Here is a 16,716-nt window from a genome sequence, read left to right on the forward strand (position 1 = left end):
TTTTCTTAACGGAAATTCCTTGAGGCGGAAAGCAACCCCAATATCTCCTAAAATCTCTGGCTCGCACATTGAAGCTGTGTTCTAATCATTTCTCTAAATTTTTACCGGACACCAATGATTTTATTTAAAAAATCACGAATATTTCCACGGCTTTCTATTCCAAGTTTTTTTCGAATAGTGCTCTTTTTAACTTCAACGGTATTTAACCGGTAATTTAAAATAAGCGCTATTTCTGTATTGTTAAAACCAACATAATACAAACAACAAATACGGAATTCAGAATCATCAAGTTGAGTTAAGCGCTTTCTAAGTTGTTCAAAAATACCACTGCTGGCGTTGTTAAGCACTTCATATAATAAATCCCAGTTTAGATCCTTTTCTCCATAAACCACTTCGTTAAACTTACGGAGCCATTGTTTCCCACTTTTACTTTCATGCTCATTAATATAGCTTTTCAATAAGGCAGTCTTTTTTAGTATCTCAAAATGGTGTATTAATACATTTCTTAAAGAGTTTTCTTTTTTGTTGTACCTGCTAACCATTTTCTGCATTTGGGCAATTTTGTGTTCGGCCTCTGTTAATTCCATCCTGCGCATTTCTGTCCTCCGTAAAACCCAAAGAATAAACAAAACACAAAGCAGTAACACCCCAAGAAAACAAATCACCATCCATTGTCGATTAACAAGAAGTTGTTTGTATTTATTTTCAACGAGTTGCAAGTTGTATTTTGCTTCAATCTCTAAAATTGCATCGTTTTTGTTGTCATTTATAATTTGCGCCAAGTATTTATTGTAAAGCTTATACTTGTTGAGCGCTTCTGCGTAATTGTTGTCTTTTTCTGCTATCGCTGACCAGGTAGCATATATATTGGCAGTAAGATAACTGCGTTGCCCTCCGGGAAGATAGGTTAAGGCCTTTTGTAAATAATAAACAGCCGAATCGTTTTTATCCTGCAACTCATAAACACGGGCAAGGTTGGCAGCCAGTTTTGCATTGTTTAAGGAATCGGGAGAAAATGTCATAGCTTGTCTTAAAAAATAAATCGCCTGCTCATAACTTCCAAGCTCCCTGAATGCCACGCCTAAGTTTTGCCTTGCCACCGCTTGCAGTTTATTAACCTTAATACTGTCAGCCAATGCAAGTGCTTCATTGTAATAAAAAAAAGCGCTATCTGGTTTTTTCTGTATTAGTAAACAGTTGCCAATAAAATTGTTTGCACTTATTTCGTTATTATAATTACCGGCCTGATGAAAATAGTCTTTGGCAAGTTTAAAATGATTTTTTGCTTTATCTTTTAAAAATTGTTTGTAATATATATTTCCAATTGCACTTTGAGACAATCCTTTCAAATTATCGTTATGAATCTGATTCAAATATTTTTCAGCATCTAAATAGATTTTCAGGGCTTCTTCATGTTTTCCTTGTTCCTGCCTTATCCTTCCACAATAAAATGAAGCGAGTGCTGCTTGTTCTATATCGCCTTCATTATTGTAGTATTTTTGAATATCGAAAATTAATGTGTCAGTAGTAATATCTTTATAACTTTTATCTTTAGCTTGTATCTGCAGTAGTGAATAGCGATAAAACAAAGATTTCTTTAGGGATTTAGGACTTTGAATCTTTTCTAACATGATAAAAACACTGTCGGGATCTTGCCCTACGAGTGTTTCTGCACCTTGGAGTATTAGCTCAACATTTCCAGATTGTTGCTCACAAGAAGTAATAACGAACAAAAAGCTTAAAAAGGCTAAAATGAATGTCTCTATTTTCATGTGATTAAGGCTTTAATCACAAATATAATAAAAGCAGAAAACAGTAGGTCCATAGTATTTAGTTGTAGTTCTAACGGAATGTGGTTCAACCTGAAGTAATCGTTGGGTCGTGCCGACCGCTCATATGCCTATATATTGTGCCTCGTTTTTATTGATTTTATTTCCATATCTTAGTTTTTAAATGTTCAGCAATTTCGTCAACTCTTAAAGAATCAAGAGTTTCCTTATCAATGAAATGCTTTAAATCTTTATACCTAAATCCTTGAATGCCACCTTTGGATTCTTTTCTAAAATCTGTCGAATAAAATTCATCTTCGGGGAGCAAATAGTATTTTAATCCATTTTGAGATTCACCATATCCAATGAGAGCTTCTTTTAACCTTTCTAATTGCCTTTCTGTTGTTTCTTTTCGTGATTTGTAAACCAGTAGTTTTTTTGTTTCTATATCAAAATCTGCAATAATTACATTTTCAATTTTTGAGATAAATCTAACTGACTTATTTTTATAAAGTCCAAAATATGTAAAATCTTGTTTGTGCCAATTCCTTGGACAGAAGTACATTTTATACTTCTTATTCCATGAATAGGAAAATCCAGTTGGTACAAATAGTAATTTATAAGAACTGTCATTTACTAAATTTTCCTCATAGCAATAATCCCTAAAATCCTCGTATAATAATTTAAGTTCGTAATCGTGGACGTTTTCACTGTATACATCTTCTAAATTTTCAATTAAATCCAAGAAAGTCAGGTTATTAAATTGTATTGCAGTATCAGGGTAATCTTTCTTCAACTTTTCATTAATTTCTTCAACTTCTTTTCCAGAATAACATTTAGAACTTAAATGCCATAATTGATTTTGAGCATCACGTTTAAATACCTCAGCATATTTCGTTAGCTTAGAAACTAACTCTTTTTGTCTTAGCTTTGTTTCAATAACGATTTTAGATGCCTTTACTTCAATGTATCCATCTATAATTCCACGCTTAGAGTTAACTTGTTGAATGAAATTTGCTTGAGGATAATACTCTTGGCTTCCATCTGATATTTTCTCAATTATATCTTTATAGTAGTCAACTTTTAAATCATTTAATCTTGAAAGCATTAACAGGACATTATTTGTCACTGTATTTTCTTTCTGCGAATATTTCTGGAACTGACTAATTCTCATTCTTTGTGATTTCTAATTTTCTGTTAGGTTCTAAAATGAGGCGCAACGTTGGTGCGTCGAGTAGGTAAGGAGGAATTCCACCTCCCCCCTCTCACAGAATCGTACGTGACAGTCTCCCGTCATACGGCTCTTCTAATGTAGCAAAATTTGGAAACTCATCCCCTTTCTGGTTGGTAATTAATTTAACTACAATAGCTACTGCGTTGCGTAAATGAGCCCATATAAAAGTCATGCCTGCTCTACAACGGTTGCCGCATAACCAGTAAAACAGGTCGTCCGTTATGCTTATCCCTGAGACCTCGACATTCCTCGGTTTTGACAACAAGTATTGCCTTCTCGATGCGTCATCGCCAGGTTCGCTTTCGCTCATCTCTTTTATCCATACTTGACAGATCTTTGCCTGCCTTTTCTTTTCTCGCTTCACACCATCAAATCACTTCGCTCGCATCAGAAAAGCAGTTTAGAACCGGCTCCTATAAAGCAGATTCTGGTGGGTCGATTCCACCATCTCATCTACAGTTGCGTAGGGACATTTCCCCACTCACAGCTCACGTCGAGTGCTGCAAAGGTAAAGTCTCTTGCCATAATCCGTTTGCATCTGAAGGTGACTCCGCCATCTATGCCGACAGATGGATAAAACCTGGCTGGAAATAGTCATAAGAAGAATGGGCATAAAACCAGGAATATGTAAAGACTGTGGAGGCAACATGGTGCTTATCGATTCGATGCCCAATCTATTTAAACAACGAAACAGGGCTCCGCCCGCTTCGACGAATTAGTGTATAGGTAGTGTTTATTAAATCATTGAGGATGGCAGCGTCTTCAAATTGGGAAAGGTCTGTTTGATCGGAAATAATTGATGGAAAAAGATTAGTTTTACATCATCGAACGCCTCTTTTACCAGAAGCAAAGTGTGCCCCGAAAACAAAAAAAACGGATCAATACCACCGGATGAATCTCGATTGTTGGTATGGAGAACAAATCCCTAAAATCGATTCCACATTATATAAGGAGTACCATTGCAATCGGGTTTAGTTCAACATTAAGCACATATTTGGCCAAAAGCCAAAAACGATGCTTAAGGGTTAGCGTGAGTTATTCCTTGTGCCTAATCATTATTTTATTCATATACCAAGTTGAGCCTCTACGCATTATCACGCCAAATATAATCACTAAAAATCCAAATCTATTGTCGAATATCTTAGTCAGGCTTAGTATTGTAAATATCATTCCTATAATAATAATCCATTTGGAATACTTAAAAATCAATAAGGGTATTTTTAATCTATTGCCTATTGGTTTTAAATCAATTGAATTTTCTTTATTCTCTGTTTTCCTCAACTTATCTGCGCTCTTTATAAGTCTGTATCTAAAAGCTTTATCGGCTAAATCTATTTCCATAAATTTTTGACCTAAAGTCTCGTCAATTAAGTGCCAAATAATTCCATCCATATCAATTGGGGTAAACTCAATATCAAGGCTTTCTCCCTCCACTCGCATTTCTTTTCCCTCGGATTCCGCTTTTGAGCGTTTAAAAATTCCGTTTTCATAATAATGAAACATGTAAGTTGAAGCAACATCGGACATAGCAAATGTTAAAGTGGGTAAATCCATAATACTATATTCTTCAATACTCAACTCGTGATTAAGAAATATTATAGTCCCCCTTTCTCCAAAATAGATATCGCAAATACCTTCTTCTTTCCAATTTGATGAAGCTGTTTCAAAATTTATCTCTTCAACGAATTCAAGTTGAAATCCGATTTCTTTCTCTATTTTCTCGATGTCATTTTGCAGATTCTTTGCGACTGCGATTCCTGATATATTAAATCCCATTAAAGTATCATATTAATTAGTTCATTTTGTGTATGGTATCTGCTTTAATTCACGCTAACGTTTTACAATATGAAACGGTTGGGTTTTCGGGCTGCGTTCTTGTCCACCGACAAGAATGCTGAAGCAAGAACCAAACACCCGTAAACCGCTGAGCCCCAACTGTTTTATATTGTGTGTTGTGGCCAGTAGTTATTGTATTTCTAATCTGTTTTCAATCAATCGTATTGTTTTACTTTTCTCACTATACTCAAATTGTCCAGTGAATGAATTATTTTCAATTTTCTCAAGTTCAAAATTATCATTAAATATCACTTTCGGAGTCTGACCATTTGCATCAATAATAGTCATTAGTCCCGTAGTACTAGCGTAAACCCAACCAAAAGTAAAAATCAATATCCTATCTGTATCAAAATCCGTAACTAATAATAAGTCACTATTTACTTTATTTAATTTTCTCAGATTGTCATTAACAGAATAATTTTCTCCAAATTTTACCCAACCATCAAAACAAGTCTCTGTAATCTTTTGGTTATTATCAAGTATAACCTCCATTTGATGGAAATCTCCAGGGTCAGTCCAGTCTTTAATTGCTCGAAGAATTATTGTATCAAGTTTATCATTATCATCTAAGTCTATTGTGTATTTCGCAACCTGACCAAATTTATACTCTGGATTTTCTGGATATAAATAATCATTTCGGAAAAAGGGTTTAATCAAATCATTATTTACGTTTAATCCTCTATCTGTTTTAGTCGAATTACAACTAATCAAAATCAAGAATAATATAATGTTTAAATATCTCATAATATGTTCATTTTGTGCTGTCTCGTACTATTGGCCACAACGCCCTCATAACACCATTATCATTTATAACCCAAAAGCGTTATTGTATTTATATTGTCTTTTGCCCGTGATTTCCGGAAAAACAGACACTGAATATACTAATTCACTGATATTTATCAAACAAGTTGAACAAAAGCAGCTCAATGCAAGCATGAATATTCTTCTCAAAAACATAAAAAAACGACAGTAGGTCCATAGTATTTTGTTGTAGCTCTAACGGAATGTGGTTCAACCTGAAGTAATCGTTGGGTCGTGCCGACCGCTCATATGCCTATATATTTCCAGCTGGCATTCATTTAAACAAATCCATTTCATTCTGAAATCCCAACTCTGGTTTGTCGAAATCATACGATATCAAATCAGCTTTTAATCTTTGATTTGGTGACCAAAACTGATATAGACTACCATACATAGCATAACACAAACCTATCATTGTAATTCCAGATTTTAAAAGAATCTTTTTTACAAGAGTATCTTTGCTCAATTCAGTATTAATGTGTTGGTCATTATATTTTGGTTTAAACAGATAAATTAAAAATCTTTCCGCTAATGAAATTTTATCTCTGTAGTTTTTATCTGTGCGATTTTCTGTTTCAAGCATAAAATCCCACATTTTCATATTTACTCTAACTTTTTCACCAATCCCATATTTAAAATTTACGAAGTATATAACAATTTCTTCATCGTCTTCAAGTTGAGAGATAACTTTACTTAATGTTTTGTGCTCTCTAACTCGGTCTAACATTCTAAAAGATTGCCCTATATAAACAATCTCAGGCGGATTACCTTCAATAAAATCTAAAGAGTGGTCAACATTTGTAATTGAAATTCCAAATTCGAATTCCTCAAGTTCAAGTTCATCTGATTTAATTAACAATATTAAGATAAAAGGTGACGATTTGTTGTAATCAATTCTTATATCAAAGGTCTGCTGTAAATTTACAGGAACACCCTTTATTAATGAAATACAATTAAAAATACTTGTTGTAATTTTTTGGTTTTGCTCTCCAATATTTATACTTACTATTAATTCAAAATCGTTTATAATCTTTGTATTTACTAAATCAAATCGTCTTTTTTTCAACTTACAGAAGAAGTATATGTTTGAATATTTAAAAGATTCATTCTCATTTAAAACATGTTCAAAATCCTCATCATGCAGATATCTATAATCTAACGGTGTAGCTCCTTGAATTTCAAATGAAATAAATTTCTTCATATGCAAAACTGCTGTTTCATTCTTTTACTTGTTGCCAACGATAAATTGGTCGAGTAGGTAAGGAGGAATTTCACCTCCCCCCTCTCACAGAATCGTACGTGACAGTCTCCCGTCATACGGCTCTTCTAATGTAGCAAAATTTGGAAACTCACCCCCTTTCAGGTTGGTAATTAATTTAACTACAATAGCTAACCCCTTTGCTCCACTCCCATTACAGAAGCTTCATCACTACTACGAGTTAGTGCGCCCCTACATGACACTTCGGTTTCGAGCCTCTGGGGTGTTCCCATTGCGCTCATCCCTTGGCATTACCACGCAGATTTTCGAGTTCCGTATTTAAGCCCGGATATAGTTCCTGCCCTCTGAAAGACGCCAGCCGTATAGCCAGTAATTCAGGTTTCCGCTATACTTATCACTCCGTTTGCAGCCCCACAATCTGGCTCTTCACTAAAACAGGCCACCGGACTGTTTCTTTACGCTCAGCCCTGTAGCTTTTGACTGAATGTAGCAACTTCCCGACTCCTCATCAAGGGTTCACTTTCGTTCAGCTCCTATATCCATACCTGCTCTATCTCATGGATAGCCTTTTCCTAAACGCTCAGCACCATGGCTCTTTACCACAGCACCTTTAGGTGGTTTAGTTCGTACAATATTTGCTTTTTATGGAACTCATGATTTACGCTTCGCTTCAATTGATGCCCTCTCCTGTAAGACAACACCGGTGGTTCAACTTACAACTGTTTCCACCATCTTAACTACAGCATGCAGAACATTATATTACCGATGTTCTGCTTCTCGGCACACTATGGTTTCGTTGGCGATTTCATAGCTCTTCCTTATCAAGATGCAAGGTCAGATAAATTGAAATACAAAGACTCGCAAACCACCTATCCGCCAATAAACTATACCCGTTGTTGTATGCTGGCCATTAATCTGCACTGATTTCCAAAACATAGCGCTCTCTTTTCTTATTCTTAAATCAAGGAGGATTAAGAATACTATTTTTTAGATAAGTCTTTAAATTTTACTTATAAGCCTTTAATAATGGAATGAAGTTTATTTAGGTTTATTTTCTAAAGTTTGTTTGTGTTTATCATCTAAAAGAAGGTTAACATCAATAGAAGGTAGGATATATCTGCCAAATGGTCCATTAGAAGTTGTTGTTGCTAATATATTTCTAAGGCTATTAATGCATATATTTAAACCTGAAAAATGTAATAAGTTTGATTTATCTTGTTCCGATAATTTTACTTTCTTGTCAAAAGAAAAGACACATACACCCTCTATAAATAAAATATACCCAAATGATGGCTTCTCAATGTCGTTAACTCCAATTTTAGTAAATAATTGAAACGTCTCGTCATCTAGTTTTTGAAAAGAGAAGTCTATATCTAGATTATACTTATCTGCCAATTCAAGTAGATTGATTTTCGATTTTCCACTTGGTTGATTAAACTGATAATCCAGATTTAATAAGAAAAAGTTGTTAAGAATCAATGGTGATTTAGAAGCTTTCATCTTAAGCGGCAGTTATTTCAGTTTCAGGTTTGTCATATTTATCACAGCATTCATCACTTTTTGAGTAATCAGCATTCTTGTTCATCCAAACCCAAAAACCATCAGGTTCACTCTGAAAATTAAAATTATTCGAAGCTGGAACTTCCTCGCCGTAATCAGCAAAATTTAATTTAGCTTTTATCTCAAAATTTATATTGAATGCTTTTTGAATTTTAGCTAATAAATTAAAACTCATAAGTTTATCACCAGAATACAGTTGAGATATAAAACTTGGTGATTTTTCTATTGCGCTAGCTAAATCCTTTTTCTTAAGCTTAGAACCATTTGAGTTACATTTCTCAAGTTCTTCTAGGAACTTAAACATTAATATTTGTGCATCATGTTCTAATTCCTCTTCTTCTGAATTGAAAGCAAAAATATCTTCAAACTCGGTAGATACTTTATATTTATCTTTAAATTTCATAATCGTAACCTCCAATTTTCTTTATAATTGCAATTTCTTTTGAAGATAAATCATCGGACTTTTTCCTTTCATGTAGAATTGAAGTAACCACTACATGTGTCCCAGTATTAGACTTTATTTCTTTGCAGTAAATTCTATCATTTTCTTGACCTTTGAAGAATTTCATTGCAGTTACATCTTTACACTTCTTATTAATATCTTCTTTATCGTACACTTCCGTATTTCTATGGCCGTCAAGAATAATTTCCGAAATAAACTTGAATTTCTTCCGATGTCTATTATCCTGACGTATATATTCTAAGATTTCATCTTTATTCTCGGAATCAATATAAATTGACCTTTTACCGTCTTTAGAAGAAATCATATGTTCGCATTTTCTGGCCACAAATGTATACTAATATAACGAAAAATATCAACAATTGTTATGAAATATTAACCAATAGCTTAATTTTTATCGTCGATTTATAAAATAGTTCTATTATCAACTCCATAAATTGGATAGTGATTAACCAAATGTATAGGATTAATATGTTTCTTTAAAATTATATCCAAAAAATGAATTAACAATATATTGTTTGAGGGTATTGTCAATTAAGTATTTTTTTAACGAGTTGGACTTATCCTTTAGAAGTCATGACAAAACGCTTAAAGCTACTACTATGCCAAGGCTTGCATACAACGCCCTCCATAACGCCATTATCATTTACACCCCTCAAAGCGTTATTGTATTTATATTGTCTTTTACCGGTAATATCCGGAAAAACAGACAGTGAATTTACTAAATCGCTGATATCTATCAAACAAGTTGAACAGAATCAGCCCCCATGTTTAGATGGGGGCCATGGTGTAATGAGACCTTCTCTGCGTGGGGCGAAGCGTTCGCCCCAAGGGGCGAGCCATGCGCCCCATGGGGATGATCATGCGCCCCATGGGGAGAACCTTGCGCCCCTTGGGGATGATCATGCGCCCCTTGGGGAGAGCCTTGCGCCCCTTGGGGATGGTCGTGCGCCCCTTGGGGAGAGCCATGCGCCCCTTGGGGATGATCGTGCGCCCCTTGAGGAGAGCCTTGCGCCCCTTGGGGAGAGTCGTGCGGCACTTGTGCAGAGTGATCCGGCACTTGTGCTGAGTCGTGCGGCACTTGTGCAGAATCATGCGGCACTTGTGCAGAATCGTGCGCCTTGGGTAGTGCGATGCCCTGTGCTAATGACACAAGACTTTCAGCCTTGATATATGCGTGCAAAAAAAAACCCTCTTCTACGTTGTGCGGATTCTTAAAATGGATATTTGCGGGAGTCAGCTCATATTTTACGCGCGGTGTAAATTTTGAATCTGAGGCTTTATGGCTTAAACCTTCTGCGCTGGCGTGGAATGCAGACTGTGTTTCAGAGGCGGCACAGATTACAAATCGCCGCCAGCAAGGGGATATTTATTATCATCATTCATCAATCTGCAATTCATATATTTCAGGCCATAGCTTACCTGTCACAAAAATATGGTTAGCAATCGAATCATAAGCAATGCCATTCATTTCCAACGAACCTAAATATATATTCTTTGCTTCGGATGCCAATGAGCTCAAATCAAGTTTTCCAACAACTTTACCATCTGTCGGGTCTATTTTGACAATTGTATTCGTAGTCCAGATGTTAGCAAAAATGTAACCTTTAATATATTCCAATTCATTCAAATAATCTTTAGCATACCCGTTTTCGGTCACAGAAATCGTCTTAACCGGTTGAAGCGTAACCGGATTTAAATATGTTAACACATTAGTTCCATCACTCATTATAAGGTTTGTCCCGTCAGTAGTGAGCCCCCAGCCTTCCTTATTTGAAAATGTAAATTCGTTAAGTTTTTTAAAAGTTGTGGCATCATAAACAAAACCGATTTTAGCCTTATAGGTAAGTTGAAATACCTTACCATTTAAAAAAGTAATTCCTTCACCAAAATATTTAAACCGGTCAATTTCTACTTTCGTATCTATTTTCCCTGTTTCGAGGTCAACAACCCCAAATAATGATCGTGTCTGAGGTAAACTTCCGGTTGCTCCGGTACTTTCGTATAATTTACTGTTATGTATAAGAAACCCTTCGGTAAATGAGTTTGTATCATGCGGATAAGAATTAATGTAAACATAATCTATTATGGGGATGGATTCAGCTGCTGAACTGGTATATACCGTCTGGGCTCTTCGTCCACTGCAACCAGGTATTGAAACAGCAATCAAAAATATTGAAATCAGTTTTAAAATCATTTGTTTAAAATTCAGAGGTTAGTGATGCTTCTTTCAATAGCCGGGAACTGGTCCATAACGTTTTTTGCAGCCGATTATTGAATTTATATTGCCTCCTGGTGGTTTCCGGAAAAGCAAACGATGAAATTACTAATTCTCTGATATTTTTTCAAATAGGATGAACAGAAATTGCGAATGGTTGAATGGAGGGGCGTTTTTAAAAGCCCTCTTCTGCATTGTGCGGGTTCTTAAAATGGTTATTTACGGGAGTGAGCTCATATTTTGCGGGCGGTGTAAATTTTGAATCTGAACCACTCTTTCAGGCCCCCGGATTTTCCTGCAAATACTATTTAAAATAAGCAGTGTTAGTAAACCTATGAGTAAAAACAGCCGAATGCCAGAATGTCCATTCTGTGTATAAACAGAAAAACAACTGACATTAAGTCCATAACAGACTGTTGTAATTATACCGTAATGAAGTTCAACCCGTGGTAATGGCCGCGGTGTGGAGGATGGGCATGGTTCTTGTGTGATTTTTGACAGGTTTAAACATCCCCCCAATCAGATAAAGCAATCAGGCTTTAGAAGCTTAGCCCCCGGGACAATTACTTATGGACGGCCGTGACCATTAGTTCACGCCTTTTACTGATGCAATAAACTATGCCAAATATTTGGATTTTTTTGATAATAATATTTTCGAGCCTGATAAAAGGGATTACCGGTTTCGGCTTTGCACTCGTTTCATTTCCCTTGTTACTTATCTGGTACGCCCCCAAAGAGATCATCCCGGTTTTGATGATCTGTAATCTGATTGCTTCAATATTGATTGTCGTGCAAAAAAAAGAGCATAAATTACTCGACAGGCAATCGTATTATTTAATCGGCGCAGGCGGTTTGTTTACTATTGCCGGGGTTATTGCTTTAAGTTCCACCGATGGGAAATGGCTGGTACGACTTTCGGGAATCCTTTTTATTGTTCTAACAATCTATTCGTTGGTCAGAAAAATGCCCGAAAACAGAAGTATGCGGAATCGGGCTTATGTGTATGCAGGCGCATTTATAGGATTTCTAACCGGAGCTGTATCGGTCAGCGGACCGCCATTGGCTCTTTTCCTGAACAGGGCAAACATCAGCAACCGTAAGTTCCGTGAAATATTTGCTGCCTTTAGCGTTGTTACCTCTGTAATAGCAATATTCGGATATTCCCAAACCGACATGATCACGTTGCAAACGCTAAAAACATCGTTAATCTTTGTGCCAATATTGCTGGCAGGTACCGTTTTCGGGAAAAAGCTGAATACGGTTATGCCCATTAAAAGATTCAAAACCATTAACATCGTTTTGACGCTGATAGCAAGTATCATGCTAATAATCCATTAATCCGCACTGTCTGTGAATTAATGTCATTGCAGTGAAGTCTGTTGACAAAAAAGAAGGAGAAAGCAAAGTGATGTATCTGACAAAATCCCTGATGCACTTTTAATCGGCCGGGACAATATTTTTATCACTTCTCTCACTCCTTTTATCTTGTCAGGGATCTAAACATTCGCCTCAAAGAGTCACCCTCACAATGCGAAAGTTATTATTCAGGCTTAGTAATCCTTTTTGTCCTTCGCAACCGGTTTATGCGTTTTCAGCCATTTCTGTCCTTCCTTTGTAAGAAAAAAATCCATCCACAGGTAATACATTTTCTTGCCTTCGCCCACCGTAACCCCGTGAGCAGAGCCAAGGGGAATATGCAACAACGAATAAGCTTTTAGTTCGGCAGAAGCGCCATCGGCATGAACCACAATATCGTTGTCGGATAATCCCAGGAACAATTGATCAAGCATGCCATGCTCGTGCGCACCCACCTCATCAGGTCCCGGTGCTTCAACGGTACCCAGCGATACACGGGGAATAATATCGGCGGGCAGAACGGTCCGACTGACGGTATTGGGACTCTTTATTTTCTCGGTATAAGGTTCACAATCCTCAAATTTGGTAAAGAAGACATCGTATTTATTTCCAGCCGGGAAAGCCGCCATATCCAGAAGATCCTGCTCAGACAGCTTTTTTCTGAACCGGACAAAATGCAACACCTCGCCATCGGGAACTTCAAGTTGTACATTTTTACAGGCCAAAGGAATGGCAATTGATTCGGGCACAATATTAAACACTAAAGTATCGGCTTTCAGTTGCGCGTCCCCTTTTATGAAAACCAACATGTCAACATTTTCATTTGAAAACTGAAAATTTTTAACGATGGGCCCCACAAAGGCGTAGTGTTCAATTTTGGTGTCTGCAATTTCGCCGGGCAATAACTCCTCTTTAAAAACCGACTGCCCATCAGGCAACACCATCTGCATCTCCTGCACAATTATTTCCGGCGCTTTTGAACAGGAAGTCGTTAGCCCCGCCACGATTATCAGGCATAAAATGGCACTATTTATATGCTTAAACGAAAATTCAGATCTTTTCATATGGTTATATTTTGTTTTTCAGTTGTCATATGGAACTCGCCGGAATTAATCATACTTCTGTGTGTGAATCAATTCCCACGGCTCGTTTCATATGTTTATAATTTGTTTGTTTTGGTCATATGGTACTCGCCAACATAATCATCTTCCGCTGTGAGAATTAAAAATCAGTGAAGCTAAACCTTACTCATGGCTCGTTTCAGATCCTCACATTTAAATGTTAATACATCAACTTCAATTCGATATTTTCCTGGACAACAATTTTTCCCGAATTCATAATCTCATTACCTGAATGCCTGTTATTCTTGGCCCCCCACAGCAGTGCCACCAGTTTAACCGGATTATTTTTAAAAATATTATCCGAAATACCGACATTCATAATTCCAAGGGTATTGAGTAAAATCTTGTTTTCTTCTTTGGCGCCACAATTGGTAAAAACACAATTTGTTACCTTCAGATTTCCACCAATGGTCGACTCGTCATAACCGCCCCGGTAGTAATCCACCACATTGGCACCAACGCTTGTAAACAGACAACTGTCAATGGTCAGAAATTCGACATTATAATTACCATTATCGTCCGTTTCCTGTGATAATTCAATTCCGTTATCACAATTTCCGATTGTGCAACCTTCAAAAGAGATGCTGTCCGAAAATGACTCTTTGTATGCTTTCAGCACGTATTTAAAACTGTTGATCCGACAATCTTCAACTTTTAGATTGTACAAAGCCGACATGTTTTCTTTTAGTGTAGCAAAGGCGAAGTTGGCCCGATTTCCTTCCAGTGAAATATTTTTCAGATTCAGATTTCCATTGGGGTTCATCTCAAACAGAGGGGATTTTTCATTACCCGAAAACACCAGTGTTACTTCACCCTGGCCGTTAGCGGATTTTAAACTTATCTGTTTATCTATTTTTATGGATGCGGCAACAACGTATTTTCCAGCCGCCAGCTCAATGATGTCACCGGAAGCCGCATCGTTTATTATTTTCAATAAATCATCATCTTCCGTCACTTTAAAGAGCTTAGCGTCATGTTCTATAGTCTCTGTTGAAAACCAACCTGCCCCATATTTGCCCGCATCCGTAATATCAGCATTTTCACCCGGCGTGCCACAAATTGCTCCTATAATATCATTCTCCTGCCTGCTGTTACCAAAAAGGCCGGTGGTAATGGATTCAAATTCAAACCCGTTGTATGCAGGCACTTCACACACATTAGATGAAGGCACAAAAAGGAAGTTGTTAATTTTGGTCATGGAGAAATCGCAATATTCAAAAACATTTTTCTTTTCACCAACCCATCCGTTATAATTAATAAGATTGCTTTCAAACGTTACGCCATCTATTTTGTCGTAAGCCACAATGGGCGGGAAAGTCTCTTCTGCATTGTAAACAATGTTGTTGGCAATCACCGTTCGCACTGCCCGGGCTGATCTGATTTCAGAAGCAGGTAGCACCTCGGCCTGTTCTAAATTGGCCCCCACACCAAAATGCCAGGGCGATTTACAATCGACCCATGTATTATAGGCAACAACCACATCCGTCACCCGGTTGTAACGATTAAGAGGCGACCTGGGAATACCATTCATGATGGCCAAAGGCGCTCTGAAATTATTCCCTTTCAGGTTATAGAAATAATTGTTTATCACCCAGTGCCCGGTGTTAACGATGCGAATCCCCCCCATGTTATCCGAATGATCGTCTCCGATAAAAATGTTGCCATCAATTAAACAATAGTTGCCATGGCGCATCACCAAAGAGCCTTCGCACTTATAAAAAATATTATTTCGAAATTCGTTATAATTTGTTTTGCTGGAAATTATTTCCACCTCGCCATTGCAGCGGTCGAACAAATTATTGGCAACGAAGGTATGACTTGGCGACATAGATGTGTCACTATCGCCAATTTGCACGGTTTCGGCGTGAGGACCCCCTTTTCTGGGGCGTGGTCCAAAATGATTATTTACAATGCGGTGGTAATTTTTTATACTCTCATTACCTTTTATTTGAACACGGACTGTTGGCCCTGAGTTTGACTTTCCTATGATATTACAATTGCTCAGTTCGTTATGCCTGCCCCAAAATTCCACCCAGTGATCTTGCCGGTCGCGTTGTGGCTGGTTAAAGTTTTCGATAACGCAATTGGTAAAGGTGCAATGATTGGCAACTTCCTTTCCCAATCGAAATTCAACTACAGCGTTATTTGGTGTATACCCATTTCTAAAATACAATCCACTCATCACGATATGGTCACCCCCAAACTTAACGTATGACTGACCTTCAATAAAGACTTTCCCGGCAGTTTCGGCCCTCACCACAATGGGCTTTTCTTTGGTTCCACTGCTGGTAAATTCAATTTTCACATCGTTCCATGTTCCATTTTTCAGGACAATTTCGTCACCCGCAGCAGCGTCGGCTATAGCTGTTTGAAGCTCTGCATTGTTCTGCACCATAATCTGATTGGTACGCCCCGGTGTTGTACATGCAAAAAGTATGAAAGGCAATACTATGAAGAAAAAAAAATTTCTATGCATTGGAATTTAGTTTTTATAAGCTTATTTAGTGTTTGTCTATAAAGTCAACTACTTCGTTATGCTTGTCATAAAAACAGTCATTTACGAAAAGTAAACTCCTTGATTTTTATGACGTCGCGAGCCTCGTATTTGAACTTTATATTTCAAACACTTAATTTATGGACAGGATCTATTTCTTGTTTGTCTATAAAGTCAACTACTTCGTTATGCTTGTCATAAAAACAGTCATTTACGAAAAGTAAACTGACTTCGTCTTCTTCCTCCTTGTAAAGCATAATCAAAGCATTTATGAGATAAATCCACAACAACAGCCACAATAACAACTTTGCTTCTGCCTTTACTTCGTTCGTCAGTCCCTTGATTTTTATGACGTCGCAAGCCTTGAATTTGAACTTTATATTTCAAACACTTAATTTATGGACAGGATCTATTTCTTGTTTGTCTATAAAGTCAACTACTTCGTTATGCTTGTCATAAAAACAGTCATTTACGAAAAGTAAACTGACTTTGTCTCCTTCCTCCTTGTAAAGCATAATCAAAGCATTTATGAGATAAATCCACAACAACAGCCACAATAACAACTTTGCTTCTGCCTTTACTTCGTTCGTCAGTCCCTTGATTTTTATGACGTCGCGAGCCTCGTATTTGAACTTTATATTTTAAACA

The 16,716-nt window shown here is 37.0% G+C and carries 12 protein-coding genes; 1 reads left to right on the forward strand and 11 read right to left on the reverse strand.

Features of this window, described 5'->3' with window-relative positions; genetic code table 11:
- Positions 1–101: 101 nt before the first annotated feature.
- The 9 genes from ACT3CD_RS02920 to ACT3CD_RS02960 form a co-directional block, all read right to left on the reverse strand.
- Entirely contained in the window at positions 102–1,772 is a 1,671-nt protein-coding gene (locus ACT3CD_RS02920; protein WP_444642778.1) for a tetratricopeptide repeat protein, read from the reverse strand.
- Positions 1,773–1,929: 157 nt separating this feature from the next.
- Positions 1,930–2,943 carry a hypothetical protein gene (locus ACT3CD_RS02925; RefSeq protein ID WP_444642780.1) on the reverse strand — a complete coding sequence of 338 codons (1,014 nt, stop codon included), beginning with the start codon at positions 2,941–2,943 and terminating at the stop codon, positions 1,930–1,932.
- A gap of 1,095 nt (positions 2,944–4,038) precedes the next feature.
- Complete coding sequence (locus ACT3CD_RS02930; RefSeq protein ID WP_444642782.1) at positions 4,039–4,779, reverse strand: hypothetical protein; 741 nt, start codon at positions 4,777–4,779, stop codon at positions 4,039–4,041.
- 189 nt (positions 4,780–4,968) lie between these two features.
- The gene (locus tag ACT3CD_RS02935; protein WP_444642784.1) at positions 4,969–5,583 is read right to left on the reverse strand and encodes a hypothetical protein; all 615 of its coding nucleotides are present in this window, start codon (positions 5,581–5,583) and stop codon (positions 4,969–4,971) included.
- Between the two features lie 331 nt (positions 5,584–5,914).
- Positions 5,915–6,841 carry a hypothetical protein gene (locus ACT3CD_RS02940; RefSeq protein ID WP_444642786.1) on the reverse strand — a complete coding sequence of 309 codons (927 nt, stop codon included), beginning with the start codon at positions 6,839–6,841 and terminating at the stop codon, positions 5,915–5,917.
- 1,056 nt (positions 6,842–7,897) lie between these two features.
- Entirely contained in the window at positions 7,898–8,359 is a 462-nt protein-coding gene (locus tag ACT3CD_RS02945; protein WP_444642788.1) for a hypothetical protein, read from the reverse strand.
- Between the two features lies 1 nt (position 8,360).
- Positions 8,361–8,822, reverse strand: a complete 462-nt coding sequence (locus tag ACT3CD_RS02950; RefSeq protein WP_444642790.1) for a hypothetical protein — start codon at positions 8,820–8,822, stop codon at positions 8,361–8,363.
- Complete coding sequence (locus ACT3CD_RS02955; protein ID WP_444642792.1) at positions 8,812–9,186, reverse strand: hypothetical protein; 375 nt, start codon at positions 9,184–9,186, stop codon at positions 8,812–8,814. The genes ACT3CD_RS02950 and ACT3CD_RS02955 overlap by 11 nt, the downstream gene beginning before the upstream one ends.
- Positions 9,187–10,257: 1,071 nt before the next feature.
- Positions 10,258–11,076 carry a glutaminyl-peptide cyclotransferase gene (locus ACT3CD_RS02960; RefSeq protein ID WP_444642794.1) on the reverse strand — a complete coding sequence of 273 codons (819 nt, stop codon included), beginning with the start codon at positions 11,074–11,076 and terminating at the stop codon, positions 10,258–10,260.
- Positions 11,077–11,736: 660 nt separating this feature from the next.
- On the opposite strand from ACT3CD_RS02960, the gene ACT3CD_RS02965 reads away from it, so the two are divergent.
- Positions 11,737–12,435: a sulfite exporter TauE/SafE family protein gene (locus ACT3CD_RS02965; RefSeq protein WP_444642796.1), complete on the forward strand. Its 699-nt coding sequence runs from the start codon at positions 11,737–11,739 to the stop codon at positions 12,433–12,435.
- Between the two features lie 212 nt (positions 12,436–12,647).
- On the opposite strand, the gene ACT3CD_RS02970 is transcribed toward ACT3CD_RS02965, so the two are convergent.
- Positions 12,648–13,517 (reverse strand): cupin domain-containing protein, encoded by an 870-nt coding sequence (locus tag ACT3CD_RS02970; protein WP_444642798.1) that lies wholly within the window; start codon positions 13,515–13,517, stop codon positions 12,648–12,650.
- Positions 13,518–13,734: 217 nt separating this feature from the next.
- Positions 13,735–16,050 carry a chondroitinase-B domain-containing protein gene (locus ACT3CD_RS02975; protein WP_444642800.1) on the reverse strand — a complete coding sequence of 772 codons (2,316 nt, stop codon included), beginning with the start codon at positions 16,048–16,050 and terminating at the stop codon, positions 13,735–13,737.
- Positions 16,051–16,716 lie beyond the last annotated feature (666 nt).

The organism is Geofilum sp. OHC36d9 (assembly GCF_052400685.1).
Classification (GTDB): Bacteria; Bacteroidota; Bacteroidia; order Bacteroidales; family Marinilabiliaceae; genus CAZHHH01.

Coding starts and splice junctions, on each gene's coding strand:
- ACT3CD_RS02975 (WP_444642800.1), bottom strand. CDS start 16,050: ATGCATAGAAATTTTTTTTTCTTCATAGTATTGCCTTTCATACTTTTT.
- ACT3CD_RS02945 (WP_444642788.1), bottom strand. CDS start 8,359: ATGAAAGCTTCTAAATCACCATTGATTCTTAACAACTTTTTCTTATTA.
- ACT3CD_RS02950 (WP_444642790.1), bottom strand. CDS start 8,822: ATGAAATTTAAAGATAAATATAAAGTATCTACCGAGTTTGAAGATATT.
- ACT3CD_RS02920 (WP_444642778.1), bottom strand. CDS start 1,772: ATGAAAATAGAGACATTCATTTTAGCCTTTTTAAGCTTTTTGTTCGTT.
- ACT3CD_RS02940 (WP_444642786.1), bottom strand. CDS start 6,841: ATGAAGAAATTTATTTCATTTGAAATTCAAGGAGCTACACCGTTAGAT.
- ACT3CD_RS02955 (WP_444642792.1), bottom strand. CDS start 9,186: ATGATTTCTTCTAAAGACGGTAAAAGGTCAATTTATATTGATTCCGAG.
- ACT3CD_RS02970 (WP_444642798.1), bottom strand. CDS start 13,517: ATGAAAAGATCTGAATTTTCGTTTAAGCATATAAATAGTGCCATTTTA.
- ACT3CD_RS02935 (WP_444642784.1), bottom strand. CDS start 5,583: ATGAGATATTTAAACATTATATTATTCTTGATTTTGATTAGTTGTAAT.
- ACT3CD_RS02930 (WP_444642782.1), bottom strand. CDS start 4,779: ATGGGATTTAATATATCAGGAATCGCAGTCGCAAAGAATCTGCAAAAT.
- ACT3CD_RS02960 (WP_444642794.1), bottom strand. CDS start 11,076: ATGATTTTAAAACTGATTTCAATATTTTTGATTGCTGTTTCAATACCT.
- ACT3CD_RS02925 (WP_444642780.1), bottom strand. CDS start 2,943: ATGAGAATTAGTCAGTTCCAGAAATATTCGCAGAAAGAAAATACAGTG.